Raw genomic sequence first — 26886 nt, 5'->3', positions numbered from 1 at the left:
TCCCTTCTAGGCGCGGGCCTGGCCGCGGAAATCGTCGGCCGCAGCGCTGAGTGCCTGCTTGGCGGTGAGCTGACCCTTGTAGGCCTGCAGGAGGTAGCCGCTGAGCACGGTCTGGAGGATCGCCGTGTCGGCGCTCTGGTGCTGCGACGGGACGTCATCGATCACGTCTTTGTAGACGCCGAAGAGCCGCTGGCCGTCGAAGTACGGATCGCTGATAGCCGACAGGCGTGGGTCGTCGAAGACGGACCGCAACGTCGGCAGGTACCCGAGGTCGCGGTAGCGCTTCACCTGCTGGTCGGCATTCAGGTAGGTCGAGAGAACGAGGTCGACACCCGCCTGAGAGAGAGGCTTGTTGCGAATAGCGGCGAACCCGGTTCCGCCTCCGACGCTGGTCGTCCGGCCGCCTCCGGCGAAAACGGGCAGCTTCCGCACCTTCCAGGTGCCCTTCTGCTCGGGCACGTTCGGCTTGATGCCGTAGCTGGCGTACCAGGACGGCATATCCACGCCCACGATGGACGAGCTCTTGAGGCCGGACTGCAGGCTGGGCCCGTACATGTCGGCGACGGTCGCGATGGCTCCGGACTGGACGCCCTTCGCGATGAACGCGAGTGTCTCTTCGGCCTCGGGCGTCTCGATCGTCAGGTTGCCGTCGACGTCCCAGAGATCGCCGCCGCGCTGCAGCAGCATGATCTGGTAGCTCTGGACGGCCCCGCCCGGGTCGTTCGTCGCGACCGCATGCATCGACACGTTCTTCGACGGGTTCAGCTTCGCGAAGGCCGCCTCGTACTCCTCCCAGGTGGCGAGGTCGTCGGGGATGCCGAGCTTGTCGAACTGCTCCGGGCGGTAGTAGTAGACGCAGAGCGGGGTGTCGGAGTCGAGGGCGTACAGCTTGCCGTCTTTGGAGAACGGGGTCAGCCGTGCGCTGATGAGGTCGTCTCTGTAGTCGGCGATCGAGGGGGAGAGGTCGACCAGCAGCTCCTTCGCGATATCGCCGCGGAGGGTGCGGGCGAACGCGCCGATCTCGAGGCCGACCACGTCGGGGGTCCCCGTGTTCGCGACCGCCTGCGCGATCAGCTTCGTCGGGATGTCGGCGGCGGCGATCTTCGTGATGTCGAGTGCGTAGCGGTACTTCGTGGCGGCGTCCGCGGTGGGAAGAGCCTCCGTGAAGAACTTCACGTAGCCGTCGTCGTGAGTCCAGAACGACAGGTCGGCGGCGCCCGAGGTGACCGCTCTGGATCCTGGTCCGGTCGAGCAGGCCGACAGGAGCGCGCCGAGCGCGACTGTGCCTCCGGCTACCGCGCCCCAGCGGAACAGGTCTCTGCGGGTGGGGGGAGAGGGGGTCATCGGTGACTCCTGACGTCGTCGTCGAGGGAAGGGGGGAAGATCGCGTGTGTCAGTCGACCGGGCGCACCCGGCGGCGGTCGGGGGACGGCTTCGCCGTGCTGCTGCGGGTGACCAGCTGCGGAGCGAAGAGCCGGGCGCTCTCGATCGGCGGGTGGCCGTCGAGGGTGCGGAAGAGACGGTGCATCGCCTGGCGCGCCGCTTCGGCGAAGTCCTGATGGATCGTCGTGAGGGGCACGGCCAGAAACTCGGCGACCGGGTTGTCGTCGAAGCCGACGATGCTGATGTCGTCGGGCACGCGGAGGCCCTTGGCCTGGATGGCCGACATGGCGCCGATCGCCATCTGGTCGTTGGCGACGAACACGGCCGTGACGTCGGGGCGCTGCAGCAGCTTGCTCATCGCCTCGAAACCGCTGCGCGGACTCCAGTCGCCGACGAGCGGTTCGTGGCGGGCGGCTCCGGCGTCTTCGAGCGAGGCGGCCCAGCCGGCGACCCGGCGGTTGGCCGGGATCCAGTCGGTCGGGCCGGAGATGTGCCAGACCGTCTCGTGGCCGAGAGCGAGCAGGTGGTCGGTTGCCGCGCGAGCGCCGCCCGACTCGTCCATGGCGATGGCGAGGGAGCCCGGGCGGATCTCGTCGGGCCCCTGCCCGAACGTGAGCACGGTGACGTCGGCAGGGATCCTGAGGGTCGACAGGTGGTGGTCGACCGGCTCCGAGATCACGATCGCCTCGACGTTCTGGTCGAGGAGGGAGTCGACGGCGGGCTGGAGGTCTTCGGGCGCGGTCTCGTCGGTGCGGACCACGGTGAGAGAGAAGCCGCGGGTGCGGGTCTCGCGCTCGATCGCGGCGAGGGTGGAGGCCGGGCCGTGCAGGGTCGTGGCGATCGTGATGACGCCGATGCGCCGAGACCGCTGACCCTTGAGCACGCGGGCGGCGGAGTTGGGGCGGAAACCGAGCTCGGCGATCGTGCCGAGGACGCGCTCGCGGATGACGGGGGAGACGTGCGGCTCATCGTTGACGACCCGCGAGACCGTCTTCTGCGAGACGCCGGCTGCTGCTGCGACGTCCATCATCGACACGGGGCGGGCGGTGCGATTCGCGCTGTCGTCGGCGGGCGTCGATGGCATCTCGGCTCCTTTGCCGTGGGTGTGTCTGATGGGCTGACTGCGTAGTCAATTGGGGGACTGCGGCTAGTGAACACGTATTTGTCTACGTAGTCAAGGGCGGCCGCCTCGCGCTCCTGAATTCGGTGACTCGTGCGACGCCGCCTTGGCCAGGGGCTCCTGAGTTCAGGTGCTCGGTGCCCCGAATCCTGAATTCGGGGCCAATCGTGGCGTGCTGTCCTGAGTCGGCCACGCGAGCGAGAGGATGCACCTGAGTTCACGTCAGCTGGTCCTGAGTTCGGGACCGCGGCACGGAGCGACGCCGAGTGCACCTGGATTCAGGACCTAAGGCCCGCCACCGCCCCCGTCGGCAAACACCGTGCGGACCACCCGACGTGCCGCGGCGCGTCCGCCACTCCGCAAGGCGTCTCCTTGCCCGCTAGTTCCAGTGCAGCGACGCCCCCGCGAAGCTCGCGACGAGCGCGCCCGACTCCGCGTCGAGCACGAGCGTCGTCGCCCCCACGGGAGCCGGCGCGATCGTCGCGCCATCCGACCGAGCGCCGACAGGAGCGGACACGACCGTCAGATACTGGCCATTCGGCGAGACGCCCAGCGACGACAGCCGCGAGCTGGAGGGCGCCGTGTAAAGCGCGCGCGAACCGACGATGATCGACCGGGCCGAGGTCGCGAGGCGAGCCGTGTCGGATCCTGCGCGAACCGTGCCCGCCGACTCGATCAGCGATCGTTCGCCGACCGTCAGAGAGTCAGCCGAGACAGTCGTCGTCGTGCCCTCGAGTCCGAGATCGGCGCGCGTGATGGTGCCGCCGGGGGCGCGCGTCACGACGACCGGTGCCCCGGGTGTCATGCCCCAGGCGGTAGCCACGAGAGCCCGTCGGTCCGCGCCCTTGAGCGGCTCGGCTCGGTGCACGCCGGCGAGGTCGATCGTGTAGAGACGCTCGTCGGGGTCGGGCGCGGCTCCCGTGGCCGTGAACCCGAAGACGAGGATCCCGGTGGGCGCGTCCAGAGACAGGCTCCGCACGAGCCCGGGGCCGGGCAGGAGCAGGTTTTCGCGGGTCCCGTCACGGGCGACGATCGACAGGGTCGACGCGCCCCCGTCATTGGCTGCGACGACGAGGTCGGTACCGATCGAGGCGAAGGCCTGAATACCCCGGGCCTCGTAGACGACGTCGCGCCCGACCGTGTTCACCGAGGCTTCGACGATCCGATCGACGCCACCGGCGGTGGCCGACCGGTCGAGGGTCAGCACCTCGGCGTTCGCTGTCGTGAACGATGTCTCGACGTCGGCGTCGCGCGACCCGAAGATGCTCGTCACCCCGTCGACGGCCACGGAGTACCTCGTCGCCGAGTGCAGTCGCCGGGAGAACTGGACGGTCACCACCGTGCCGGCCGTCGAGACGGTGAACGGCGTCGTCGGCGTGACGCGCACCTGGCTCGAGCGCACCGTCGACACCGACTCGTTGAGAAACAGCCGGGCCTGCTGGTCGGTCCGCTGGGTGACCGCGGAGGCGTCGACGCGCGTCTCGTCGAGGCGGGGTCCGCGGCTCTGGGTCACGACGACCAGGGCGGTGCAGATGAGCGCCAGCACAATCACGACGACGGTGAACGCCCGGGCGAACGACGGCTGGCGGGGGGTGTCGTCGGCATCCGGGCCGGCCGCTCCGAAGTCAGTAGAGGTACGGGTCACGGGGCTGGGCGATCTTCGTGAGGGTCCGGGGCGCCAGGGTGATCGGGGCCGACGACGCGGTGCTGGGGTTGGTGGCAAACGATCCGCGGATCCTGACCCACTGGTTCTTCTTCAGGTCTTTGCTCCACCCCGGGTCGTAGACGGGCACGCCGACCGGCTGGGCATCGACGGCGCAGCAGGTGACGACGAAGCGCGTGACGAAGAACGAGTTGTCGGGGTCGTCGGGGGAGGGGCTGACGAAGCCGGTCACATCCACCGACTGGTTCTCGTAGGTGCCGATGTCGGTCGACTGGCGCAGTCGCGTCGCCCAGTCGAGCACCGTGTACGTCGAGGTCGGGCCGGTCGCGGGACCATCGCCGCCCGAGGTCGTGACGACCGCCGAACCGAGACCCCGAGTGCCGGCGGTGGCGCTGGTGAGTGTTGCGGGAGGCAGTACGACGAGGCTGGCCGCGACTGTCGCCGTGACGACGAGACCCGCGGTGCCGAGGATGCTGCTGCGGCGGGCGGGTGACTCCGCGCCTGCGGCTGCGGCTGCTGATACATCGTGCTGGGCCGCCTGGGCATCCTCTCCGCCGTGGCCCGGCTCGTCATCACCGTCGGGTGACAGCGCCAGTGCGAGCAGCGCCAGCGCCATCCCGATCACCGTCAGCACGACCGTGAACACGACGTATCTGGGGTGGATGTAGAGCACGAGCTGACCCGCCGCGGCGAGCCACAGCGTCGTCACCCCGATGATCAGCGTGAGGGCGACCCCGCGCCACCGAGCACTCAGTGCAGCGAGCGAGAGCCTAGGCAAGGGCGTTCACCGCCAGCCCGAGCGCCGCGGCGACCAGCGCCACGACGAGAGAGATCTGCACCAGCACGACCGGTCGATACGTGGTGCGGAGCAGTGTCAGCATCTTGATGTCGACGATCGGCCCGAAGACGAGGAACGCGACGATCGATCCGGGCAGGAACGTCGACGCGAACGGCAGCACGAAGAACGCGTCCACGTTCGAGCAGATCGAGATGACGAAGGCGAGCGCCATCATCGCGAGGATCGACCAGAGCGGGTTCGACCCCAGAGCCAGAAGCACCGATCTCGGCACGAGCGTCTGCACACCGCCGGCGATCGCGGCCCCGACGACGAGAGCGGGGAGCATGGTCGACATCTCGCGGCGGAAGAGCACAGCAGACGACGTGGGTCGCGAGTGCGGGTGGTCGTGCGGGGTCTCGGGGATCCTGCACTCCGCATCGAACTGCCTCGTCAGCAGCGACCGCTCGTCGCGCTGCTTGGCGTAGAGCCAGCCGAGCAGGTTGGCGACGACGAAGCCGCCCAGAACGCGCGAGACGAGGATTCCATCGCTCCACCCGAACGCCTGATAGGTCGTGATGATCGTGATCGGGTTGACGATGGGCGCGGCGATCAAGAACGTCATCGAGTCGGAGACCGAGAAGCCCTTTACGACGAGTCCGCGTGCGAGAGGCACGTTGCCGCACTCGCACACCGGCAGGAAGACGCCGAGCAGCGAGATGACGGCCCGCCTCGCGGTGGGGTTGCGCGGCAGCCAGGCCGCGAAGAATCCGGCGGGCAGCCACACCTGCACCACGATCGACAGCACGATGCCGAGCAGCACGAACGGCATCGACTCGACGATGACGCTCAGCGTGAGGGTGACGAAATCTTGCAGATGGTCGGGCAGGATCCCGGCCGGCAGGGTCGCGGTAATAATCCGGACGAGCGCGAGAGCTGCGACAACGATGAGCCCGGCGACCAGCAGGCGGCGGGATGCGCGGCGCGGCCCGTGCGCGTGCGGTCCGCCCGGGTCGCGGGGTGCGCCCGGGTCGCGGGGCGCGCCGTGCTCGTGGGCCGCGGGCAGGGTGGTCGTCACGCGTCGACGGTAGCCGTCGCTGTCCGAATTGGAAGGAGAAACCGCCGCCCGCCAACGAAGACATCAGGATCCGGCGGGGTCACCTCCACAGATCTCCTTCGGTTTGCGGCCAGAACGTTCCGGCTACCTTCATTGTTAATGTTAACTTGACATTTCATGTGTCGAAAAGGAGAGCAGATGGTCGTCAGGACAGCAAGAAGTGCGATCTATCGAGTCGTACTCGCCGGACTCGTGGCAGCAGCGGTCGGTGTTTCGAGCATCAACCCCGCACCGGCGTTGGCGACAACTGCTCACGTGAGTCAGGTTGAGGTCGACCCGGCGGCCCCTGAGAAGATGGCCGTACCGGACGCGCCGAGCTCCGTTCAAGCGCGTGTTGAAACGGGTGACGAGGTTCCTGAGGCCTCGGCTCGAATCCTGCCGTTGGTCCTCCTTGGCGTACTCGCGCGTATTGGCATAGGTGCGATCATTCGACAGTTCGGTAAGGCCGCCCTGAAGTCGGCGGCAAAGTCGTACTTGCTCAAGGCGACCGGCAGTAAGTGGTCGCACATTATGGTTTCGAGGCACAAATGGTCGTCCGTCGGTGGTCGGTCCAGGAGCCAAGTCGCAGAGATCATGTCCAACGCCATGGCGAACGGAAAACATTCGACGTACGGCAGCAGCGGTCGAGCCATGCAAGCAGTTTGGCGCTACAAGAACAAAACTGTGGTGGTCACCTATTCGAAGAGTGGAGGCCAGATCAGCAATGGTTGGGTCCGATAGGGAAATTGAGCACACCCTCCGCGAGGCCGTCCTGGCGGACCCGACGGAAGCCGTGGCCATAGCCATTCGTAGGCCGATCGGGGGCGTCCTCTCGGCGCTCGACGAGGCCTTCGTCGATGCTCACGCCGAGGCCTCCGAGCGATTCTTTCTTGCGTGGCTCGACGCCCTGCCGCGCACCGACCGTATCGGCGCGGCTCGAGACATCGCCGATCACTACATCCTCGGCATGGCCTGGCTGCCCCGGGCCTACGACAAGGCGGTGGCAGTGGAGCTCCGATCTCTCGCTGATGCCCTACGAGTGGTCGCCGAGACCCAGGCCGGCTATCGCGAACTGTCGGAGAGCCCCGATGCCGGCTTCGGCCTCCCACTTGTCGAGAGGTACGAGCGCGTCGCCGAGCAGCTGCGCGAGATCGCGGCCCTTGCATCGGTCGACGCCGAACGCCTGATGCGCGGCGACCCGACCGACTAGCCCCCGGCCCTGCTTCCGACTCCGGCCCTGCTCCGAATTCGAAGGAGAAACCGCCGCCCGCCAATGAAGACATCAGGATCCGGCGGGGTCGGCCCCACAAATCTCCTTCGAATTCGGAACTCGGAACTCGGAATTCGGAACTCGGGCGCGCGAGCAGAGGCCTCGGGTGCACGGATGTTCACGTCACCGGCGCTCCGGCTCCGCGCCAGCAGCTCCCACCAGCTCGGCACTGCACATCCGTGCACATGCTGGTAGCGACCGTGCACGCTCCACTAATTTCAAAGGTGGCTCACCTTGGATAGAGGTGCGCCGACCCGCGCAGTCGCCTAGTCGGCGGCTCACACCCACAACAATGGAGTTAGCAGTGAGCGAATACGTCATCGCACTCGACCAGGGCACCACCTCGACGAGGGCCATCATCTTCGACCACTCGGGGTCGATCGTCTCGACGGGTCAGCTCGAGCACGAGCAAATTTTCCCCCGTGCGGGCTGGGTCGAGCACGACCCGAAAGAGATCTGGAACAACACCCGCGAGGTCATCGGCCAGGCGCTGTCGAAGGCGAACATCACGCGCCACGACATCAAGGCGATCGGTATCACGAACCAGCGCGAGACCGCTGTCGTATGGGACAAGAACACCGGCGAGCCCGTCTACAACGCCATCGTCTGGCAAGACACGCGCACCCAGTCGATCGTCGACCGCCTCGCCAAGGACGGCGGCGTCGAGCGCTTCAAGCCGATCGTCGGTCTGCCGCTCGCGACCTACTTCGCCGGAACCAAGATCGTGTGGATCCTCGACAACGTCGACGGGGCCCGCGAGAAAGCCGAGGCCGGCGACCTGCTGTTCGGCACCACCGACACCTGGGTGCTGTGGAACCTCACCGGTGGCACCAAGGGCGGTGTCCACGTCACTGACGTGACCAACGCTTCGCGCACCCTCTTCATGGACCTCGAGACGCTCCAGTGGCGTCAAGACATCCTCGACGTGTTCGGCGTTCCGGCCTCCATGCTCCCCGAGATCAAGTCGTCGTCCGAGGTCTACGGAATGGCGAGCGACTCGTCGCTTCTCCGCGAGGTGCCGATCGCCGGCATCCTGGGCGACCAGCAGGCGGCGACCTTCGGTCAGGCCGCCTTCGACCAGGGCGAGTCGAAGAACACCTACGGCACCGGTAACTTCCTCATCTTCAACACGGGCGAAGAGATCGTCCACTCCGAGAATGGCCTGCTCACCACGCTCGGCTACAAGCTCGGAGATGCGGCACCGCACTACGCCCTCGAAGGATCCATCGCGGTCACCGGATCGCTCATCCAGTGGCTTCGAGACAACCTCGGCATCATCAAGTCGGCGCCCGAGGTCGAGACGCTCGCGACGACGGTCGACGACAACGGTGGCGTCTACATCGTGCCGGCGTTCTCCGGTCTTTTCGCGCCGTACTGGCGCTCCGACGCCCGCGGTGCGATCGTGGGGCTCACGCGCTACGTCAACAAGGGCCACATCGCTCGTGCCGCTCTTGAGTCGACCGCGTTCCAGACCCGCGAGGTGCTCGACGCGGTCAACGCCGACTCCGGTGTCGACCTCACCGAGCTCAAGGTCGACGGTGGCATGACCGCCAACGACGCGCTCATGCAATTCCAGGCCGACCTGCTGAACGTTCCGGTCGTGCGTCCCGTCGTCGCCGAGACCACCGCGCTCGGTGCCGCGTACGCCGCGGGTCTCGCCGTCGGCTTCTGGGCCAACCTCGGTGAACTCCGCGCCAACTGGCAGGAGTCGAAGCGCTGGGAGCCGTCGATGGACGTCGCCGAGCGTGAGCGCCAGATGCGCCTCTGGAAGAAGGCCGTTACGAAGACCTTCGACTGGGTCGACGAAGACGTTCTCTAGCTAACCCTGACGCCGCACCACGTATCGCGGACTCGCAGGCCTGCCGCGGCAGGTCTGCGAGTCCGCGATACGCGTTACGGCACGAGTAACGCCGCCGGCGAAGCCACCGCGTCAGGCGCGCGCAGCCCGCTCCGCCACGATCGACTTGAGCGTCTCGTCGAGGAACGGGTGCTCGAACTCGTAGCCGGCCGCGGTCAGCCGTTCGGGCACGACCCAGCGGCTCTTCAGCACGAGCTCGACCTCGGTGCGGATCGCCGCCGTGCCGAGTTCGAGCATCCACCGGAACGCGGGCAGGCCGAACGGGACGCCGAGCGCATGGCGCAGATCGCGCATCATCGTGCGGTTGTCGCTGGGGTTCGGGGAGGCGAGGTTGACGACGCCGTCGATCTCGTCGTGCTCGCGCAGAAACCGGATGCTGCCGACGACGTCGTCGATGTGGATCCAGCTGAACTTCTGCCGCCCTCCCGCCGCACCGAACGCGTGATACGTGCCGGCCTCGCGTCGAGCTGCTGTCGACGGCCACGGCCCGTCGAGCTGAGGGCCGCCGAGGCCCGCGCGGGCGAGGTTGATCAGGGGCACGAGCGCACTGCCGTCGCCGAGCACGATCGCCATGCGGAGCGCGACACGGCGGGTGCCGGGCAGGTCGCGCGCGAAGAACTCGTCCTCCCAAGTTGTGGCGATCGACACCGAGAAGCCCTGGCCGATCTCGCCGGTCGACTCGGTCTGCGGGTGGTCTTCGGCGTGGCGGTAGATGGTCGCCGTCGATGAGTTCAGCCACAGTGGCGGCGGGTTGTCGCTCGCGGCGATCGCCTCGCCCAGCTCGCGAGTCGTCTCGATGCGCGACCGGAGGATCTCCCGCCGATTCGCCTCGCCGTAGCGGCAGTTGACGCTCTTGCCGGCCATATTGATGACGAGGTCGGCTCCATCGACGAGCTGCCGGATCCTGGTCGTCTCTCCCCAGCGCGCATCGGGGCCGGTGCGCCCGATCAGCTTCACTTCGGAGCCTTCGGCGCGGAACACGCGGGCGAGGTGGTCGCCGATGAAGCCCGAAGCCCCGGCGATGACGATGCGGTCGATCATGGTGCCTCTTCCAGAGTGATGGCGTAGTCGAAGTGGCCGGAGTATTCGTAGACCCGGCCGACGAGTGGCAGCGAGAGGATCACCGTGACGTGCTGGCGGTCGACGTCGTCGTCGAAGCGCTCGGTAAGGGCGACGCGCGGCGCGAGAGCGCGGGGGAGTGCCATTCGGCGACGTCCGACCCGAACGGTGAGACCACGGGAATCCAGGCGCAACGACCCGTCTCGCACGGTCGCCGAGAGCTCGGCGCCGAGCAGGCGTGATGGGCCGAGGTGATCGACGAGGCCCGCGGGTTCGGCCGTGATGGCATCGACCATGGTGCGCGTACCGCCGTGGCGTTCGCCGAAGTGGAAGGTCCGTACGGCGGCGACAGCTGTGTTTCCGGCCGCGTCGACCACGGGGCGGTTCTCGACGTCGAAGGGAACGTCGGCGGCCCAGACCGGAAAGGCGATGCCCTGAAAACTCAGGATCCGCAGCGCCGGCCACAGCCACCGGCGCGGGGTGCCCACCACGTCGAACGTGCCCTGTCCCCGGCCGACCGATCCCTCGGGGATCGCGCCGAAGTACGCCCGCAGACGCGGGTGCAGATTGTCGAGTTCGTCCCCCAGGATGCGCTCGTACGGCGAGGCCATGGCTCGACGCTAGCGGTTGGCCTCGCAGCGATGTTCGAGAATCCCTCGATGTCGAGGAGTGACGTCGTGGTTAGAGCAGGAGGTCGCGCCCGGTCTGGTCGTCGACGACCGCGTCAGTCGCGTGATCGCGAACGGAGTCGATGCCGTTCTGTGCTGCGCCTTTGGTGCTGTAGTTCTCGCTCGTGGCGATCACCTGACCGTTCGTGGAGACGAGGCTGAAGCGGTAGGCACCGCTCTCGGTCTTGGTGAGGACGAACTTGCCAGGCATGAGTACCCCTTGTCGATGACGGTGGATGAAGACTAGTCGGAGAGCAGGACGGCGAGGGCGCTCTTGAGGGTTTCACGGTCACGGCGCAGTTTGGCGACCTCGGTCTCGAGCTCGGCCACTCGCGCGTCTGCCGACGCCGCGGCACTCGGGCGACCTCGTCGGACCGGCGGCTCGGCCGGAGCCTCGGGAGCCGCAGCGACGGGAGGTGCGGCGGTCTCGACGACCTCGGGTGCTTCGGAGGCGGGCTCGTCGGGGGTGTTGGCCTTCTCGTGTGCACGGATCCAACCGCGGAGCGACTGCTCGCCGACCTGGAACTCGTCGGCCGTCTCGCGGATGATGGCGCGGTTGCCCGGCTCGGCTTCGCGGCGCTCGAGCACGCGGGCCAGCGAGGCCTCACGCGTGTCGGGGGAGTACTTCTGTTCGAATGGCATGACTGACTCTCGACGTGTGCTGACAGATATGTGCCGGAGGCCCTCCGGCTATATGCGCATATCATGGCATACATCGATATGTAGCGGCATCTTCATTGCGGTAACAGGCTTTTGCAATATGCGAAAGATGCTCGACTCTGTGTGCGCAGCATCGACGAGTTATTACGTCGCCTCGCAGAAGCCGTCGTCGAAGGAGTCTCGTCTGACGAAAAACAGCTCGTCCTCCCCACATTCCCGGGTCGCACCGCTTAAGGTCGATATGTGTGGCGTCTCGACAGTACTGACGGCGACGGCGACGGAATCGACTCCGGTCTGCCGCCCCTCTCCGACTCGACCCCGGGGTCGAACCAGACTCAACCGCACACCCTGAGTCTCGGCGATCCCTCCCTCGCGGTCGGGAACGTCGCCGACCCGGTGTGGGAGGGTTGGCGGGCCCGCCTCGATGCGGTCGGTGGGGAATCCACCCTTCTGCATTTCCGTGACGCGCCCCGCACACGCATCGAGCTGAGCACGACCCATCCCGGTGGCCTCGCGCAGTTCATCACGGGCAAGACGACTCTCCTCTCCAGCCTGATTCGCGACGACCTCGCCCTCCGCACGGCTCGGATCGCCGCGGGCGAGATCGCCGCCAAGGGACTCGAGCTGGCTACCGTCCGCGGCATCGATGCCGTTCACCTCGCCATCGGTATCGCCCAGTGGGCATACGCCGGCGAGACCTTCCGTGCACCCCTGCTGCTCCGCCCCCTGGCGATCCGCCGCCACGGGCGCGACTTCGAGGTCAAACTGCTGGGTGCCCCGTTCCTCAACCCGGCGCTGGCCGATGCGCTGCACGACCAGTTCGGCATCACGCTCGACGCACCGGCCTTCGTCGCGCTCGCCGACCGCGAGGGATCCTTCACCCCGAACCCGGTCATCGACCGCCTGCGTGGATTGACCGCTCACCTCGATGGCTTCACCGTGCAGCCCCGACTCGTCGTCTCGACCTTCGCCGCGGTCTCCGACGCCATGGTCGAAGACGCCGGCGACCTCTCGCACCTCGTCCTCGACGCCCTCGCTGGCAACCCCAGCGCGCAGCAGCAGATCCGCTCCGCCTACCGCCCCGTCTCGCCGACGCCACAAGACGAGCGCAGCCCCGAGACCGACACGCTCCTCCTCGACGCCGACACCGAGCAAGAGAACGTCGTCGCGCAGATCACGGCCGGCAACTCGGTCGTCGTCAAGACGCTCCCCGGCACCGGCGGCACACAGACGATCGTCAACACCATCGGCACCCTTGTGGCGCAGAACAAGCGCGTGCTCGTCGTCAGCGCCCGCCGAGCCACGCTCGGGGCCATCTCGTCGCGCCTCTCCGAAATCGGCCTGAACGGTGTCGCCGTCTCTCCGACCACGCTGCGCCGCGATGTGATCCGAGCAATCGGCCGCAACGAGAAGGCCAAGCAGCCCGGTATGGCCGAGGTCGACGACGCTCTCGTGCGCCTGCGCCGGGTGCTCGTCGACTACCGCGGTGCGCTCAGCCGCAAAGACCCGGTGCTCGGCGTCTCGGTTCTCGACTGCCTGACCGAACTCGCGCGTCTCGCGCTGCTTCCGGCCTCTCCGGCGACCACCGCGCGATTGAGTCGCAAGAGTGTCGAGTCCATGGTCGAGGGCCGCGGTCGGGTCGCCGAGACCATGGTCAACGCGGCCAACCTCGGCGAGTTCCTCTACGGGCCGGGCGACTCGCCCTGGTACGGCGCGCGGTTCGACGACGGCGCAGGATCCGGGCCCACCGCCGGCCAGGCCCACCAACTGGCCAAGAACCTTTTCCATCGCGACGTGCCGCACCTGCTCGAGCGGGCGAACGAGGTCGTTGGCGCGACGCGCATGCGTCCCTTCGTCAGCATCCACGAGCTCGGCATCTACCTGCGCCTGCTCGCCGATGTCCGCGACACCCTCGACAAGTTCCTCCCCGTCGTCTTCGAGCGCAGCGTCGCCGAGCTCGTCGAAGCGACCTCGGGGCGTCGCGACGGGCAGATGTCCGGCGGAGATCGCCGCCGTCTGAAGAAACTCGCCCGCGAGTATGTGCGCCCGGGCATGCACGTAGCCGATCTCCACGAGGCGCTCGAGCGCGTGCAGCAGCAGCGCATCCTCTGGCAGCGCTACGTCGCTGCCGGCACCCCGCCCGAGGTGCCGACCGGCGTCACCGACACCATCTCGCTCTATCGCCACGTCGCCGACGACCTGGCGCAGCTCGACAAGCCGCTCGGGCTCACCGGCGAAGACCTCCTCGAGGCCATCGGCATCGACGAGCTGCAGCAGAAGCTCGAGGTGCTGGCCGCCGACAGCGACGTGCTCGGCAACCTGCAGGAGCGCACCGAGCTCATGACGACTCTGCGCGACCTCGAGCTCTCGCCGCTCATCACCGACCTCGCCAACCGGCACGTGCCCGAGGCGCAGGTCGCCGCCGAGCTCGAGCTCGCCTGGTGGCGCTCCGCTCTCGAGTCGCTCCTCGAGGCCGATCGGGCGCTGCTCGGTGCCAACACCGGCATGCTCGACCGGCTCGAAGCAGACTTCCGTCTCGTCGACGAGGCGCACGCCGCCGGAAGCGCCCAGTCGCTCGGATGGCAGCTCGCCGAGAACTGGAAGCTCGGTCTCGTCGACTGGCCCGAAGAGGCCGCGCAGCTCAAGCGTCTGCTGCAGCACCCGAACGTCTCCAGTCGCATGCTGCAAGACGCCGCCCCGCACCTCTCGCGCTCCGTCGCACCGGTCTGGATCGCCTCGCCCTACGAGGTACACCGCATCGCCGACACCGTGCCGTTCGACACGGTGATACTCGTCGACGCCGGGGCCACCACCCTCGCCGAGAACGTGGGCGCGATTCGTCGCGGCAAGCAGACCGTGGCCTTCGGCGACCCCGTGACCGAGACGCCGTCCGACTTCTCGATCGCGATCGCGCCGTACGTCGACGAGGCGCCGGCCCGAGTCGTGAAACGCGCGCCGACGGATCCTGAGTCCGGTGACGACTTCGACGCCGTCGCGACCGCCGAGTCGCGCCTCGAGCAGCTGCACGAAGAGTCGGCTCTCGCTCGTCTCTCGACCCTGCTGCCGACGCTGTCACTGACCCGCAGCTATCGTGCCGGCGGCGAAGACCTCGCCGAGCTCGTCAACCGCCGCTTCTACGGAGGCCGAATCGAGTCGCTTCCGTGGGCCGGGAGCTTCCTCGGTCACGGCAGCATCGCCCTCGACTACGTGTCGGGCGGCACCGCCGTGCCCGACCCCGAGTCCGGTGCCGTCGAAAGCGTCGACGCCGAGGTCGACCGGGTCGTCGCGCTCGTCCTGGAGCACGCCCGCTCGCGTCCCACCGAGTCGCTGATGGTCATCACCGCCAGTGCGAAGCACGCCATCCGGGTGCAGCAGGCCGTTCTCACTGCCGTGAGCGGGCACAAAGACCTGACCGAGTTCGTGATCGGCGACCGCCGCGAGCCCTTCGTCGTCGCGACCCTCGAGCAGAGTGTCGCCCAGAGTCGCGATCACGTGATCTTCTCGATCGGCTACGGCCGCACGCCGCACGGCCGCGTCCTCAGCGACTTCGGTTCGCTCGGGCAGCCGGGCGGAGAGCGACTCCTCGCCGTGGCCATGACCCGGGCCCGCCGCTCGATGGTGATCGTCACCTGCTTCCAGCCGTCGCACATCGACGCCGACCGCATGGGGCACGGCACCGTCGCGCTCTCCGAGATCCTCAGCGAGGTGCAGGTCCGCACGACGGCCGAGCACGTTCCCGATGATTCCGATCCGATGCTGGTCGACCTCGCTCGGCGCCTCGAGGCCAAGGGTATTCCCGTGGCGCTCGGACACCGCGGCAAGCTCGGCCTTGTCTGCGCGAACGACGGCGTCTGCGTCACCATCGAGACCGACTCGACGCTCGTCACCTCGAGCCTCCGTGAGTCCTTGCGTGAGCGCCCCGAGATCCTTCGCCGTCTCGGCTGGCACTACGTGCGCGTGCACGCCTTCCAGCTGTTCACTGACCCCGACGCCGTCGCGACCCGCATCGCTGACGTGCTCGGAATCGGGGCGACCCACACGCAGCCGGTGCCCATCCAACAGGCACCGGTCGTGGGGGCCCGCTCGCACGTCAACCACGCCTGAGCCATGGCCGACGACGACCTTCAGGATCCCGCGGCACCCCCGCAGGCCACCTCTCGGGTGCGCGGTCAGCGTCGCTCCGGCCGCCGTGTGACCACCGACCCCGCTCCCGGATCCGACCCGAACCCGGCCCCCGCCGACCGGCGCCGCGATTCGGGCGACAACGACTCCCGACTCAAGGCCGACAAGCCGCCGCACTGGTAGCGGGTCGTGCCGGCTGGCCCGGCCGTCCTAATTCTCAAGCGCGCTGATCGGCGTCAGCGAGGAAAGCCGACCTCGACGACGAGGCCGCCCGTGTCGCGCGCCGAGATGTCGAGGTGCGCGCCGTGCCCCGTCGCGATCGCGTCGACGAGTGCCAAGCCGAGCCCGTGGGATCCTGCGATCCGGCCCGCGGAGCGGAAGAACGGCTCGCTGAGGCGAGCGAGGTCGTCGTCTGCGACGGGTACCCCCGTGTTCTCGACGCGGATACGGCCGCCCGACACGGTGATCCAGATGTGGCCGCCGGTCACGTTGTAGCGGATCGCATTGGCGACGAGATTGCCGATGAGCATGCGGATCAGGGCGGGATCGCCGGTGACCGAGGATCCGAGGACGGCCGAGTGCACATCGATTCCCCTGGCTTCGGCATCGGCGCGGGCCGTGTCGATCACCTCGCGCGCGACGTCGTCGAGCTCGACCCGCTCACCGGCGGTCGTTCCTGCCCGGGCGTCCGACAATGCGAGCAGCGCCTCGACCATGGCGATATTGCGGGAGTTGGTCTCTCGCAGTTTGGTACAGAAGCTCTCGACCTCGACTCTCGAGGGATCGAGGAGGGCCACATCGAGGATGGCCTGCGTCGTGGCGAGGGGAGTGCGGAGTTCGTGGGAGGCGTTGGCGGCAAACCGCTTCTGCGCCTCGAACGAGCGGTCGAGTCGCTCGAGCATGTCGTCGAAGGTCTCGGCCAGGCGGCGGAATTCATCGTTCGGCCCAGTGAGTTCGATGCGGTGGTCGAGGCTGCCGGAGGAGGCCCGCCTGGCGGCTTCGGTGATCTGCTCGACCGGTCGCAGCACACGGCCCGCGACGATCCAGCTGCAGAAGACCCCGACGAGGAGCACGGCCGCGAAGACGATCAGGGATGTGGTGAGCAGGGTGCGGAGGATGTCGGTTTCGGTGGCGACGCTCAGGAAAGCGACCGAGTCTGTGGACGGCCGGGTCGTCGTGCCCTCGGTCAGCCCGGTGGGGGCGAACGGCTCCTCGCTCGGCGAGACGTCGCTCTCAGTGCTGCGGATGCGGTACGTGGGCACGTAGGTCATGACGAGGTAGATCGAGATGACGATGGCGGCGCCCACGGCCGTCACCAGGAGTGTGAAGGCCATCGTGAGCCGGAGCCGGGCACTGGCGTTCGGCGCCAGAAGACGGAGGAGCCGAGAGCCGGTTCTCATAGAGCCCTCGGCGTGTTCGTGAATCGATAGCCGGAACCCGAAACCGTCTCGATCACCCACGGCTCGCCGAGCCGTTTACGCAGCGTCGAGATGGTCACGCGCACGGAGTTCGTAAACGGATCGGCGTTTTCGTCCCATGCTTTCTCGAGTAGCCTCTCAGCGCTGACGACACCTCCCGAGGCGGCCATCAGCACCTCGAGGACTGCGAATTCTTTGCGGGTCATCTTGACGTAGCGGCCGTCGCGGTAGACCTCGCGCCGGAAGGGATCGAGCTTGACCCCCGACGCTTCGAAGACCGGCGGGCGCGCCTCTCGCGGGCGCCGGGCCAGCGACCGGAGACGAGCGATGAGCTCCGGGAACGCGAAGGGCTTGGTCAGGTAGTCGTCGGCGCCCAGCTCGAAGCCCGCCACCTTCTCGTCGAGATGGCCGGACGCGGTCAGCATGAGAACTGCCGAACCGGATTCACCCGCCACTACGGTGCGGCAGACGTCGTCGCCGTGAGTGCCGGGTAGGTCGCGGTCGAGCACCACGGCGTCGTAATCGTTGACAGCGAGACGCTCGAGAGCCTGGTCGCCGTCGTGCACGACGTCGACGGCCATGCCCTCTCGCGCGAGCACGGTCTGGATGGCTTCGGCGAGATAGATCTCGTCTTCGGCGATGAGCACACGCACTGATTGCTCCCTGTCGGGTTCTGGGTCGCCCTCAGCCTAGATGTCGACATGTCAAAATGAAATAAACATTTTTCTTGACGCTGTCGATGCGGTCGAAGCAATGAACTGGGTCCTGTCGCTCCCTGCGATCGGCGTCGCACCAGCGTCGTCGCCCCGATCAGAAAGTCGCCATCATGAGAAACCCTCTCGCGCCCCTGGCCCTCGGGCTCGTCGCAGCCCCTCTCCTCCTCGGGCTCTCCGCCTGCTCGAGCGCCGACTCCGATTCGACGGGCGGCAACTCCGTCGAGAAGAAAACAGCGTCGTTCCAAGACTGGCAGCTCGAATTTGCCCGTTGCGTGCGCGATGCCGGGCACGAGTACGCCGATCCGAAGGCCGATGGATCGCAAGATTTCAGCCTGGGCGAGGGCGAGACACCAGAATCGCTGACGGCCGACTCCACGGCCTGCACCAAGACAGTCGAGAAGAAATTCGGCAAGCGGCCCGGCGCTGAGAAAGACGAGCAGGCGAAGCGCGACCGCGATGCCCAAGACGACTGCCTCCGCAAAGAGGGCGTCGACGTTCCTACTACCGGCGCGGTCGACCTCTCCGGGGTCCCTGCCTCGACTCTCAAGAAGTGTGACATCGCGCCACCGCCAGAGGGCTTCAATCGTGCTGGTTGAGACCGAGCGACGAAGCTGGCCGGGCAGATCGCTGGCGGCTCCTTCTCGCACAACCGACACCGACACCGGGCTGACGATTTCTCAAACCCGCGGCAACAGACAGACAGGACCACAGATATGAACCGCCGACGAATCCTGGTGGTGACGGCATGTATTGCCGGAGCCGCCGTCCTCGGCACAGGAGGAGTCCTCCTGGCCCAGGGCAGCGAACGCCCCGCCGACGCCGACGCTCTCAGTCGATCGCTCTCGACAGGCTCCGCCACCGTCGAGCGGGGCGACCTCAACGGGACGAGCACCAAGCAGGGCAAGCTGCACGGAACCCCCGGCGTGACTGTGCCGGGCGGCCCCGAGGGTACTCTGACGAGCATTCCGAGCGTCGGCGACGTCATCAAGCCCCGCGATGACCTCTACCGCGTCGACAACACACCCGTCGTCTACTTCAGCGGTGTCTTACCGCAGTGGCGTGCCTTCGAACAGGGCATGGACGACGGCCCCGACATTCAGCAGCTCGAAGAGAACCTCTTCGCCTGGGGCTATCTCGACGAAGTGGCCACCCGACATTTCGACTGGCACACCCGCGTCGCCATCGAGAAGTGGCAGAAAGACACCGGACAGAAGGTCACGGGCACCATCGAGCAGGGGCGCATCTGGTTCGGGCTGGGCGACCAGGTCGTCTCCGAACGCAAGTTGCCCGTCGGCAGCACCGTGAGCCCTGGCACACCCGTGTACGACACCCAAGGCACGACCAAGATCGTCACCGTCAACCTGCCCGTGGGGTCGCCGCTTCTGCGGCTCGGCGGCAGAGTCACCGTCGTTCTACCCACGGGGCCACGGGTGGCAGGCAAGGTCGAAGCTCTCGGAGACCCCGTCACCGACGACGACGGCACGACGACCACCCCCGTGACCATCGGATCCTTGGACTCGTCGAAGATCGGCGATCTCGATCGAGTCGACGTCACGGTCGATTTCGTCTCGCAGACCCGCAAAGACGTGCTGTCCGTTCCGGTGACGGCCCTCGGCGCCGCGAGTGACGGAGGATTCGTCGTCGAGGTCATCGGCACGGCCGGAGCCACCAAGTCGGTTCCCGTCACCGTCGGCCTGTTCGCCGGCGAGCGGGTCGAAGTCACGGGCGGCGCGCTGAAAGCCGGCGACAAGGTCGTGGTGCCGACATGAGCGCCGTCATCGAGCTCCGCGGAGTCAGCCGCGAGTACGGCAAACCACCCACCCGAGCCCTCGACGACGTTTCTCTCACGGTCGAGCGCGGCGAGATGCTCGCTGTCGTCGGCCCGTCCGGCTCCGGCAAGTCGACCCTCCTGAACGTGCTGGGCACCCTCGACCGCCCGACGGCGGGCACGGTGCTCATCGACGGTGTCGACGTGGTCGGGCAGACCGACGCGCAGCTCTCCGGCCTCCGCGCCCACCGGATCGGCTTCGTGTTTCAGCAGTTTCACCTCAGCGAGGGCGTGACGTCGACCGACAACGTGGCGAACGGGCTCCTGTATTCGGGCGTCCCGCTTCGAGAGCGCAGGATCCGGGCGGTCGAGGCGCTCCACCGGGTCGGCCTCGGTCACCGCCTCGGCCATCGACCGAACCAGATGTCGGGAGGCGAACGTCAGCGCGTTGCCATCGCCCGCGCCGTGGTCCACCGTCCTCCGCTGCTGCTGGCCGACGAACCCACCGGCAACCTCGATTCGAAGTCGGGGGCCGGCATCGTCGATCTCCTGCACGAACTGCATGGCGAAGGCACATCGATCATCGTCATCACTCACGACAATGCGCTCGCCGAAAAGCTGCCCCGCCGGATCATGATCCGCGACGGTCGACTCACCGCAGACAGCTCGTCGACCTCCGAGCGGGTCGTCGTCACCGCGGGAGCCACACCGTGAGCGTCTCGGCCGTCCGCGAGACGCCGATGCACTCGCGCCTCCTCGCGTCCGATGTCTACCGCCTCGGCTTCTCCGGCCTCATCGCCCGGCCCACCCGCGCGATCCTCTCCGCTCTCGGCATCGCCATCGGCATCGCGGCCATGATCGCGGTCGTCGGCATCTCGTCGTCGAGTCAGGCACAGCTGAGCGCCACCCTCGACCGCCTGGGCACCAACCTGCTGACCGTCGCGCCCGGAACCTCCGTCTTCGGCGAGGAGCAGCCCCTGCCATTCGGCGTCGGCGGACTCGTGCAACGCGTCGACGGCGTCGAATCCGTCGGCACGACCGGTCTCCTCGTCGACCTCCACGCCTACCGGAGCGCAGCCACGCTGAAGACCGACACGAACGGGCTCGGCGTCATGACGGCATCGTCCGATCTGCTCCGGGTGGTCGGGGGGCATCTCGCCGCCGGCTCGTGGCTCACCGACGGCACCAGCCGGTATCCGGTGGTGGTGCTCGGCGCGAAGTCGGCCGAGAAGCTCGGAGTGGCCCGACCGGGCGAGCAGATCCTGCTCGGCGACGACGTCTACACCGTCGGGGGAATCCTCGAGCGCGTCGAGCTCGCCCCCGAGATCGATACCTCAGTGTTTGTCGGAGAACAGCAGGGCACCTCGGCGAATGGCGGCGAGCGGGTGCACCCGACCTCGGTCTACATCCGGGCCGACGAGGAGCGCATCGACAGTGTGCGGCAGTTGATTCCCGGCACGGTCGCGCCCCAGTCTCCCTCCGACGTCACCGTCGGTCGTCCCTCCGACGCGTTGGCGGCGAAACAGGCCTCCGATCAGGCCTTCACCGGCCTGCTGGTCGGCCTCGGGTCGGTGGCGCTCTTGGTCGGCGGCATCGGCGTCGCCAACACGATGGTCATCTCGGTACTGGAACGCCGCCGTGAGATCGGCCTCCGCCGTTCGCTCGGAGCAGCTCGTCCGCACATCCGGCGACAATTTCTCGCCGAAGCGCTCTTCCTGTCCCTTCTCGGCGGCGTGGCGGGCATCGTGATCGGGGCGGCAGTCACGGCCGCCTTCGCCGTGGGCAACGGCTGGCCGATTTCGATCCCGCCGGTCGTCTTGGCCGGTGGCCTGGGCGCGACGCTCGTGATCGGAGCCCTGGCCGGGCTGTATCCCGCCATGCGGGCCGCGCGAATCCCGCCGACCGAAGCACTGCAGAGCTGAACGGGCGCTCAGGCCGAGGGCATTCCGGGGACGCCCGTGGTGCCGGTGGCCGTCGGGGGAGCGACGGGGGCGGCGTGCGACCCATGCGTGTCGCCGAGTGAGGTGTTCTGCGCGCGCAGCAGGTCGCGGATCTCGCTGAGGATCTCGACGTCTGTCGGCGGCACCTCCTGCGGCTTGCCCTCGTCCGCCTTCTGCTTGGCGAACGAGCGCTTGAGCAGGGAGTTGACGGGGAGCACGAGGCAGAAGTACACGACCGCGGCGATGATGATGAAGTTGATCGCGGAACCGAGCACCGCACCGAAGAGAAGCGTTGCGGGCTTGCCGCCGCCCACGGTGGGAATGTCGACCTTCAGCGCATCGTCGAGCATCGACGCGTTGAAGAGAGCGCCGATGAGCGGGTTGAAGATGTTGGTCACGAGCGAGGTGACGATCGCCGTGAAGGCGGCACCGATCACGACGGCGACGGCCAGATCGATGACGTTGCCGCGCAGGATGAATTCTTTGAAGCCCTTCACGGGTGCTCCTCGAGGTAGACGGAAAAGACGTGAATCTCCGTCGACTCAACCAGACCGAGGGTATCCGCGTTACTTCGAGGGCGACGAACCGCCACCGGAGGAGCCCGAGCTCGAGGAGCCCGACCCCGAGCCCGAACCGGAGGAGGCGGGCTTGGACGGCGCTGCCGCGCTGCCGGACGCCGTGCCGGACGAGGATCCGTCGGATCCTGCGCTCTTGCTCGGCGTCTTGGGCGAACCCGACCCCGATCCCTCGGACGGCTTGGCGCGCGAGTCGGTGCGGTAGAAGCCCGACCCGTTGAAGGTCACGCCGACGGCCGAGAAGATCTTGCGGAGCTTGCCAGAGCAGACGGGGCACACCGTGAGCGAGTCGTCAGAGAAAGACTGCTGGATGTCGAACGCGTTGCCGCACTCGGTGCAGCGGTAGCTGTAGGTGGGCACAGGACCTCGGAGCCTCGGGGGAAAAGAGAAGGGTGGAGCGGAATCAGAACCGGACGATGCCGGAAGGGGTGACGACGCCGTCGACGGGCTGGTCGTGCCTCTCGCTCGGCACAGACTCGACGTACTCGGAGTCGAACACCACAGCATAAACCGGCGGGCGCTTCTCCATCGACCCGAGCGTCTTGTCGAAGTAGCCCTTGCCCCAGCCCATGCGCATGCCGGTGTGGTCGATCTGCGCTGCCGGAACGATGATCAGGTCGACGTCGTTGATCGCCATCGGGCTCAGCACCTCGCCGATCGGCTCGGGCAGGCCGAAGAGACCCTCGGTCTCGGATTCGAAGTCGGTCGAGACCGCCCAGTCGAGCAATCCGTCTTCGCGGGTGATCGGGTAGAGCACCCGGATGCCGCGGTTGTGGGCCCAGTTGAGGAACGGGCGCGTGTTGGGCTCGAACGAGGCCGAGAGATACGCCGACATCGAGGTGATGCCGAGTTCGGTGGCGAGGCCGATGAGGTGCTCGGTCAGCGCCTCGGTCGACGAGTCGGCCTCCGTGTCGGTCATCATGCGGCGCCGGGAGCGCAGTTCTTTTCGGAGGGCTCGTTTGGCATCGGACACCAGATCGGTCATGCCCGCAATCGTAACCGCCCGGTCGAAGACGACCGGAGACCAAACTTAACCGCTCCGTAACGCAGGAAATAGATACGCTGAGCGGCATGGGTTTCACGATTTCTAAAGCCGTCATTCCAGCAGCAGGGTTGGGCACACGCTTTCTTCCCGCAACCAAAGCCATGCCAAAGGAGATGCTCCCCGTCGTCGACAAGCCGGCGATCCAGTACGTCGTCGAGGAGGCCGTCTCGGCCGGCCTCACCGATGTGCTCATGATCACCGGTCGTAACAAGAACGCGCTCGAGAACCACTTCGACCACGTGTCGGAGCTCGAAGAGACGCTTCGCAAGAAGGGCGACCACGAGAAACTCGCCAAGGTCAACCAGTCGACCGACCTCGCCGACATGCACTACGTGCGCCAGGGCGACCCGCTCGGCCTCGGTCACGCCGTCCTCCGCGCCTCCATGCACGTGGGCCGCGAACCGTTCGCCGTCCTGCTCGGTGACGACATCATCGATGCGCGCGACCCGCTGCTCAGCCGCATGATCGAGGTCCAGGGTCAGAAGAACGCCAGCGTCGTGGCCCTCCTCGAGGTGCCCGAGTCGATGACCCACCTCTACGGTGTCGCCACGGTCGAGAAGACCGACGAAGACGACGTCGTGAAGATCACCGGTCTCGTCGAGAAGCCCCCGCAGGGCGAAGCCCCCTCCAACCTCGCGATCATCGGCCGCTACGTGCTGCGCCCCGAGGTTTTCGACGTGCTCGAGAAGCAGGCGCCCGGCAAGGGCGGCGAGATCCAGCTCACGGACGCTCTCGAGAAGATGGCTGCCGCCGAAGAGTGGACCGGCGGCGTCTACGGCGTCGTGTTCCGCGGGCGCCGATACGACACCGGTGACAAACTCGACTACATCAAGGCCATCGTGCAGCTCGCGAGCGACCGAGACGACCTCGGCGACGACCTCAAATCGTGGCTGATCGATTTCACGGCAGGCCTCGAAAAGGCCTGACCCGGGCCTGACGACAACCCGGACACCACGTGGGTGCGGCCCTGACAGGGGCCCCACCTCCCGAGAACCATTGGCAACCAAGTGACGACCATCCCCACGCTGGTGTCGGGGCGCATCGGAATCCGACCCCTGCGGTTGCGGGACGCACGCGACCTCGACCGGGCGCTGGCGGAGAACCGCTCCTGGCTCAGGCAGTGGGAGGCCACGAACCCGCACGGCTTCACGACGATCGACGTGCGGTCGAGCATCCGTTCGTTGCAGACCAATGCGCGCGCGGGCCTCGGTCTGCCGTTCGCCATCGAGCTCGACGGGCGCTTCGTCGGACAGCTCAACGTGTCGGGGATCACCTACGGCTCGCTCGCCTCCGCGACGATCGGCTACTGGGTCACAGAGTCGGCCGCCGGCCACAACGCCACGCCCACGGCCGTCGCGCTGGCTACCGACTACTGCTTCCAGCGCCTCGGCCTGCACCGGATGGAGATCTGCATCCGACCCGAGAACGGCCCCAGCCTCCGGGTGGTCGAGAAGCTCGGTTTCCGCTACGAGGGCCTGCGTCGCCGCTACATCCACATCAACGGCGAGTGGCGCGACCACTTCTGCTTCGGGTTGGTCGCCGAGGAGGTCTCCGAGGGGGTCCTGCGCCGCTGGCACGAGGGCCGGATTCCTCCGGGCCAAGGATCCGTGCCCCCCGACGCCCTCGACGAGGCCGCTCGCAGCTACTAGTTCGGCAGTGGCGGCTCGACACACCCCGCGATCAGCCGGGTTGGCACGCACCGCCCTCCTACCCTTGCCAGCATGGGAATCGGGTCGTGGGGTGGAGGCATTGTCCTCGGGCTGGTCGCAGTGCTCTGGCTGGTCTACCTGATCCCGTCGTGGGCGAAACGTCAGCAGTACCTCGCCACCGAGCGCAACGCGGTGCGCCTGCAGCAGACGCTGCGCATTCTCGCGCAGACCGCCGAGCTGCCCGAGGAGGTCCGCGTGGAAGCCAATGCCAAGTCCGTCGCGACGGCGCAGAAGATCCTCCGCTCCGAGGAGTCGAAGCGCGAGGCCATCCGCCGCGCTCAGGAGGCAGCCCGCCAGCGTGCGGTCACCCGTGAACTCGCCGCGACCGCTCCCGTTCTCCGCGCCGCCGACGCCGAACCGGCTCTTGCCGCGCGTCGTCTCCGCCGCACCCGCCTCGTGTCGACGCTCGTGCTCGTCGCCTCCCTCATCGCCTTCGTGGCCGGCATCGTCGGCTTTCCGTCGGCGTGGCTCCTCCTCGTCGCCGGCACCATCGCCGGAGCGGGCTCGGTCGTCATGCTCGGGCAGTTGTCGGCGGTGTCGCGCGCCCGCGCACGCCGAGCCCGAGTCGCGCCCGCGGTGACCGCTTCGGCGACTCCGGTGGCGCAGGCGTTCCACGACTTCGCCCCGTCGCAGGCAGCGGACGGGGTCGTGGCCGAAGCGCAGGATCCTGCGGGGTCGCGTTCCGAGACCGCGTCACGACAGTGGACTCCCGTCGCCATGCCCCGCCCCCTGTATCTGCGACGGGGTTCGGCGCGCGCGCTGGCTCGCTCGGCAGCGGTCGCGGGCAGTGCGACGAACGCGGCCGATGCCGCCGCTCTGCAGGAGGCCGCGGCCGCTTCGGCGGAGGCGCTACGTCAGGAGCAAGCCCTGCGCCAGGAGCAGGAGGCCGCGAGCCAGGACGCCCAGCGCGAAGCTCTGCGCGAGGTGGCGCGGGCGGAAGCGGCGCTGCAGGCGCAGCGGTCGGCGCGGTCGGCTGGGTCCGTGGGGTCGGTGGGGTCCGTGGGGTCGGCTGGGTCGGCCCGGGAGACGCCGGTGGTTGCGGCGGTTGCCGCGGATCCTGAGCCTGCTGTCGCGCCTGCTGCCGAAGCACCCGCTGCCACGAGCCGTTTCGCGCGCATGGGCTTCTACGACGAGGGCGAGATCGAGCAGCTCAGCCTCGACGACGTTCTGCAGCGTCGTCGCGCGGTCTGACCTTTCGCGCCGACACCGCTCTCCTGTCGCGGCACTACCTTTCGGCGGCGGCGCTGCCTTTCGGCGGTGTCCTAATCGCATTCCGGTGTCGTGGGCGCCTTCGCTGAGGTGGAGGCTGGCTGAGCGGGAGGTGGCACCTCCGTGGAGGCGTTTTGCGCGCGATCAAATTCGACGCGGATCGAAGTGGTGCCGCGTTTTGATGTCCATCAAATTTGACGGCCCGCAAAACGCTTCTCAGGGGAGGCCGGCCCGCCTCGGTCGAGTCACTGCCGGACTGGATGGCGCCTGCTGACTGTGTCGGTAGCGCCGCCGACGGGGTGATATCGTTGAGGAGCAGTTTGGGGCTATGGCGCAGTTGGTAGCGCGTCTCGTTCGCAATGAGAAGGTCAGGAGTTCGAATCTCCTTAGCTCCACCCTGCAAATGGCTCTTCCTTACGGGAGGGCCATTTGCATGTGCTGGTCTGGTCGCTTCGTTGGCGCTACAGGCGGGGCGGAAGCCACCGACACCTAGGCTGAACGCGTGCCCGAATCGCAGACGCTTCGCATCGAACTCGCCCTCGCCAAGCCGCCGATCGGGTGGTATCCGAAGCCGACCGTCGTGATCGACGGGCGCGGCCAGCCGGCGCAGTGGGGCGTCGGCACCTGGCAGGTCGAGCCGGGCGACACGATCGGCGTGTTCCTCTTCAATCGGCTCTGGCGATTCGGGGCCGCCGAGCTCATCGTCGAGCAGGGCACCAAGACGATCCGCTACCGGGCGCCGCTGCTGCCGTTCCTGCCGGGCCGACTAGCTCGCACCTAGTCGCGAATCGCAGGGTTAGTCGCGAAAGAGCGCGACTAAGCCTGCGATACG

27 protein-coding genes and 1 tRNA gene are annotated in these 26886 nt (G+C 67.7%); 14 read left to right on the top strand and 14 right to left on the bottom strand.

The features are described from left to right. Positions 1-6: 6 nt before the first annotated feature. The 5 genes from VH571_RS09505 to VH571_RS09485 form a co-directional block, all read right to left on the bottom strand. Entirely contained in the window at positions 7-1344 is a 1338-nt protein-coding gene (locus tag VH571_RS09505; RefSeq protein WP_423264351.1) for an ABC transporter substrate-binding protein, read from the bottom strand. Between the two features lie 49 nt (positions 1345-1393). Next, a complete protein-coding gene (locus VH571_RS09500) occupies positions 1394-2467 on the bottom strand; it encodes a LacI family DNA-binding transcriptional regulator (RefSeq protein ID WP_423264350.1) in 1074 nt (357 codons plus the stop codon). A gap of 415 nt (positions 2468-2882) precedes the next feature. Then, a complete protein-coding gene (locus tag VH571_RS09495; protein ID WP_423264349.1) occupies positions 2883-4148 on the bottom strand; it encodes a hypothetical protein in 1266 nt (421 codons plus the stop codon). Further along, positions 4129-4944: a TIGR03943 family putative permease subunit gene (locus VH571_RS09490; protein WP_423264347.1), complete on the bottom strand. Its 816-nt coding sequence runs from the start codon at positions 4942-4944 to the stop codon at positions 4129-4131. Before VH571_RS09490 ends, VH571_RS09495 begins: the two co-directional genes overlap by 20 nt. Next, the gene (locus tag VH571_RS09485) at positions 4937-6019 is read right to left on the bottom strand and encodes a permease (RefSeq protein ID WP_423264346.1); all 1083 of its coding nucleotides are present in this window, start codon (positions 6017-6019) and stop codon (positions 4937-4939) included. The genes VH571_RS09490 and VH571_RS09485 overlap by 8 nt, the downstream gene beginning before the upstream one ends. Before the next feature lie 177 nt (positions 6020-6196). On the opposite strand from VH571_RS09485, the gene VH571_RS09480 reads away from it, so the two are divergent. The 3 genes from VH571_RS09480 to glpK all read left to right on the top strand — a co-directional run bounded on the left by VH571_RS09480 (position 6197) and on the right by glpK (position 9126). Next, positions 6197-6778, top strand: a complete 582-nt coding sequence (locus VH571_RS09480) for a polymorphic toxin type 35 domain-containing protein (RefSeq protein WP_423264345.1) — start codon at positions 6197-6199, stop codon at positions 6776-6778. 52 nt (positions 6779-6830) lie between these two features. Further along, entirely contained in the window at positions 6831-7247 is a 417-nt protein-coding gene (locus VH571_RS09475; protein WP_423264344.1) for a hypothetical protein, read from the top strand. 364 nt (positions 7248-7611) lie between these two features. Next, positions 7612-9126, top strand: coding sequence for a glycerol kinase GlpK (gene glpK, locus VH571_RS09470; RefSeq protein WP_055963569.1), 1515 nt, complete (start codon positions 7612-7614; stop codon positions 9124-9126). 111 nt (positions 9127-9237) lie between these two features. Here the strand turns inward: glpK and VH571_RS09465 are convergent, their stop codons facing one another. The 4 genes from VH571_RS09465 to VH571_RS09450 form a co-directional block, all read right to left on the bottom strand. Continuing rightward, positions 9238-10206 carry an epimerase gene (locus VH571_RS09465; protein WP_423264343.1) on the bottom strand — a complete coding sequence of 323 codons (969 nt, stop codon included), beginning with the start codon at positions 10204-10206 and terminating at the stop codon, positions 9238-9240. Next, entirely contained in the window at positions 10203-10835 is a 633-nt protein-coding gene (locus VH571_RS09460; RefSeq protein ID WP_423264342.1) for a DUF4166 domain-containing protein, read from the bottom strand. Before VH571_RS09460 ends, VH571_RS09465 begins: the two co-directional genes overlap by 4 nt. 70 nt (positions 10836-10905) lie before the next feature. Beyond that, on the bottom strand, positions 10906-11103 hold the full coding sequence (locus VH571_RS09455; RefSeq protein ID WP_423264340.1) for a YegP family protein: 198 nt from the start codon (positions 11101-11103) through the stop codon (positions 10906-10908). Between the two features lie 32 nt (positions 11104-11135). Continuing rightward, complete coding sequence (locus VH571_RS09450) at positions 11136-11534, bottom strand: hypothetical protein (protein WP_423264339.1); 399 nt, start codon at positions 11532-11534, stop codon at positions 11136-11138. A gap of 261 nt (positions 11535-11795) precedes the next feature. On the opposite strand from VH571_RS09450, the gene VH571_RS09445 reads away from it, so the two are divergent. Then, positions 11796-15656, top strand: a complete 3861-nt coding sequence (locus tag VH571_RS09445; protein ID WP_423264338.1) for an AAA family ATPase — start codon at positions 11796-11798, stop codon at positions 15654-15656. Between the two features lie 3 nt (positions 15657-15659). After that, positions 15660-15857, top strand: coding sequence for a hypothetical protein (locus tag VH571_RS09440; RefSeq protein ID WP_423264337.1), 198 nt, complete (start codon positions 15660-15662; stop codon positions 15855-15857). A 53-nt stretch (positions 15858-15910) separates the two neighbouring features. Here the strand turns inward: VH571_RS09440 and VH571_RS09435 are convergent, their stop codons facing one another. Together VH571_RS09435 and VH571_RS09430 are read right to left on the bottom strand one after the other, a co-directional pair. Further along, positions 15911-17074, bottom strand: coding sequence for a sensor histidine kinase (locus tag VH571_RS09435; RefSeq protein ID WP_423264336.1), 1164 nt, complete (start codon positions 17072-17074; stop codon positions 15911-15913). Then, positions 17071-17745, bottom strand: a complete 675-nt coding sequence (locus VH571_RS09430; protein WP_423264335.1) for a response regulator transcription factor — start codon at positions 17743-17745, stop codon at positions 17071-17073. Before VH571_RS09430 ends, VH571_RS09435 begins: the two co-directional genes overlap by 4 nt. Positions 17746-17918: 173 nt before the next feature. Here VH571_RS09430 and VH571_RS09425 point away from each other — a divergent pair, with 173 nt between their 5' ends. The 4 genes from VH571_RS09425 to VH571_RS09410 all read left to right on the top strand — a co-directional run bounded on the left by VH571_RS09425 (position 17919) and on the right by VH571_RS09410 (position 21498). Further along, positions 17919-18404, top strand: a complete 486-nt coding sequence (locus tag VH571_RS09425; protein WP_423264333.1) for a hypothetical protein — start codon at positions 17919-17921, stop codon at positions 18402-18404. Positions 18405-18521: 117 nt separating this feature from the next. Beyond that, positions 18522-19577, top strand: a complete 1056-nt coding sequence (locus VH571_RS09420) for a peptidoglycan-binding protein (protein WP_423264332.1) — start codon at positions 18522-18524, stop codon at positions 19575-19577. Then, positions 19574-20290 (top strand): ABC transporter ATP-binding protein, encoded by a 717-nt coding sequence (locus VH571_RS09415; protein WP_423264330.1) that lies wholly within the window; start codon positions 19574-19576, stop codon positions 20288-20290. The genes VH571_RS09420 and VH571_RS09415 overlap by 4 nt, the downstream gene beginning before the upstream one ends. Next, a complete protein-coding gene (locus VH571_RS09410) occupies positions 20287-21498 on the top strand; it encodes an ABC transporter permease (protein ID WP_423264329.1) in 1212 nt (403 codons plus the stop codon). The genes VH571_RS09415 and VH571_RS09410 overlap by 4 nt, the downstream gene beginning before the upstream one ends. Before the next feature lie 8 nt (positions 21499-21506). Here VH571_RS09410 and mscL read toward each other — a convergent pair whose 3' ends face one another. From mscL to VH571_RS09395, 3 genes are all read right to left on the bottom strand, one after another. Beyond that, the gene (mscL, locus tag VH571_RS09405; protein ID WP_423264328.1) at positions 21507-22013 is read right to left on the bottom strand and encodes a large conductance mechanosensitive channel protein MscL; all 507 of its coding nucleotides are present in this window, start codon (positions 22011-22013) and stop codon (positions 21507-21509) included. 69 nt (positions 22014-22082) lie between these two features. Then, positions 22083-22451 carry an FmdB family zinc ribbon protein gene (locus VH571_RS09400; RefSeq protein WP_423264327.1) on the bottom strand — a complete coding sequence of 123 codons (369 nt, stop codon included), beginning with the start codon at positions 22449-22451 and terminating at the stop codon, positions 22083-22085. 43 nt (positions 22452-22494) lie between these two features. Next, entirely contained in the window at positions 22495-23076 is a 582-nt protein-coding gene (locus tag VH571_RS09395) for a 5-formyltetrahydrofolate cyclo-ligase (protein ID WP_423264326.1), read from the bottom strand. Between the two features lie 86 nt (positions 23077-23162). Here VH571_RS09395 and galU point away from each other — a divergent pair, with 86 nt between their 5' ends. From galU to VH571_RS09370, 5 genes are all read left to right on the top strand, one after another. Then, a complete protein-coding gene (gene galU / locus VH571_RS09390; RefSeq protein ID WP_055963530.1) occupies positions 23163-24062 on the top strand; it encodes a UTP--glucose-1-phosphate uridylyltransferase GalU in 900 nt (299 codons plus the stop codon). Between the two features lie 81 nt (positions 24063-24143). After that, positions 24144-24785 carry a GNAT family N-acetyltransferase gene (locus VH571_RS09385; RefSeq protein ID WP_423264325.1) on the top strand — a complete coding sequence of 214 codons (642 nt, stop codon included), beginning with the start codon at positions 24144-24146 and terminating at the stop codon, positions 24783-24785. Positions 24786-24857: 72 nt separating this feature from the next. After that, positions 24858-26036 carry a hypothetical protein gene (locus VH571_RS09380; protein WP_423264324.1) on the top strand — a complete coding sequence of 393 codons (1179 nt, stop codon included), beginning with the start codon at positions 24858-24860 and terminating at the stop codon, positions 26034-26036. Between the two features lie 340 nt (positions 26037-26376). Then, positions 26377-26449: transfer RNA gene (locus VH571_RS09375), tRNA-Ala, on the top strand. A 107-nt stretch (positions 26450-26556) separates the two neighbouring features. Then, positions 26557-26835, top strand: coding sequence for a hypothetical protein (locus VH571_RS09370; protein ID WP_423264323.1), 279 nt, complete (start codon positions 26557-26559; stop codon positions 26833-26835). The last annotated feature ends 51 nt before the right edge of the window (positions 26836-26886 follow it).

The organism is Frondihabitans sp. 4ASC-45 (assembly GCF_049472575.1).
GTDB lineage: Bacteria > Actinomycetota > Actinomycetes > Actinomycetales > Microbacteriaceae > Frondihabitans.
The sequence above is the reverse complement of the archived record's forward strand: the minus strand, read 5'-3'. Positions and strand labels throughout refer to the sequence as shown.

Excerpts from the sequence above, each read along its gene's own strand:
- VH571_RS09505 (WP_423264351.1), bottom strand. The coding sequence starts at position 1,344 with ATGACCCCCTCTCCCCCCACCCGCAGAGACCTGTTCCGCTGGGGCGCG.
- VH571_RS09500 (WP_423264350.1), bottom strand. The coding sequence starts at position 2,467 with ATGCCATCGACGCCCGCCGACGACAGCGCGAATCGCACCGCCCGCCCC.
- VH571_RS09480 (WP_423264345.1), top strand. The coding sequence starts at position 6,197 with ATGGTCGTCAGGACAGCAAGAAGTGCGATCTATCGAGTCGTACTCGCC.
- VH571_RS09465 (WP_423264343.1), bottom strand. The coding sequence starts at position 10,206 with ATGATCGACCGCATCGTCATCGCCGGGGCTTCGGGCTTCATCGGCGAC.
- VH571_RS09460 (WP_423264342.1), bottom strand. The coding sequence starts at position 10,835 with ATGGCCTCGCCGTACGAGCGCATCCTGGGGGACGAACTCGACAATCTG.
- VH571_RS09455 (WP_423264340.1), bottom strand. The coding sequence starts at position 11,103 with ATGCCTGGCAAGTTCGTCCTCACCAAGACCGAGAGCGGTGCCTACCGC.
- VH571_RS09450 (WP_423264339.1), bottom strand. The coding sequence starts at position 11,534 with ATGCCATTCGAACAGAAGTACTCCCCCGACACGCGTGAGGCCTCGCTG.
- VH571_RS09440 (WP_423264337.1), top strand. The coding sequence starts at position 15,660 with ATGGCCGACGACGACCTTCAGGATCCCGCGGCACCCCCGCAGGCCACC.
- VH571_RS09435 (WP_423264336.1), bottom strand. The coding sequence starts at position 17,074 with ATGAGAACCGGCTCTCGGCTCCTCCGTCTTCTGGCGCCGAACGCCAGT.
- VH571_RS09425 (WP_423264333.1), top strand. The coding sequence starts at position 17,919 with ATGAGAAACCCTCTCGCGCCCCTGGCCCTCGGGCTCGTCGCAGCCCCT.
- VH571_RS09420 (WP_423264332.1), top strand. The coding sequence starts at position 18,522 with ATGAACCGCCGACGAATCCTGGTGGTGACGGCATGTATTGCCGGAGCC.
- VH571_RS09415 (WP_423264330.1), top strand. The coding sequence starts at position 19,574 with ATGAGCGCCGTCATCGAGCTCCGCGGAGTCAGCCGCGAGTACGGCAAA.
- VH571_RS09395 (WP_423264326.1), bottom strand. The coding sequence starts at position 23,076 with ATGACCGATCTGGTGTCCGATGCCAAACGAGCCCTCCGAAAAGAACTG.
- galU (WP_055963530.1), top strand. The coding sequence starts at position 23,163 with ATGGGTTTCACGATTTCTAAAGCCGTCATTCCAGCAGCAGGGTTGGGC.
- VH571_RS09380 (WP_423264324.1), top strand. The coding sequence starts at position 24,858 with ATGGGAATCGGGTCGTGGGGTGGAGGCATTGTCCTCGGGCTGGTCGCA.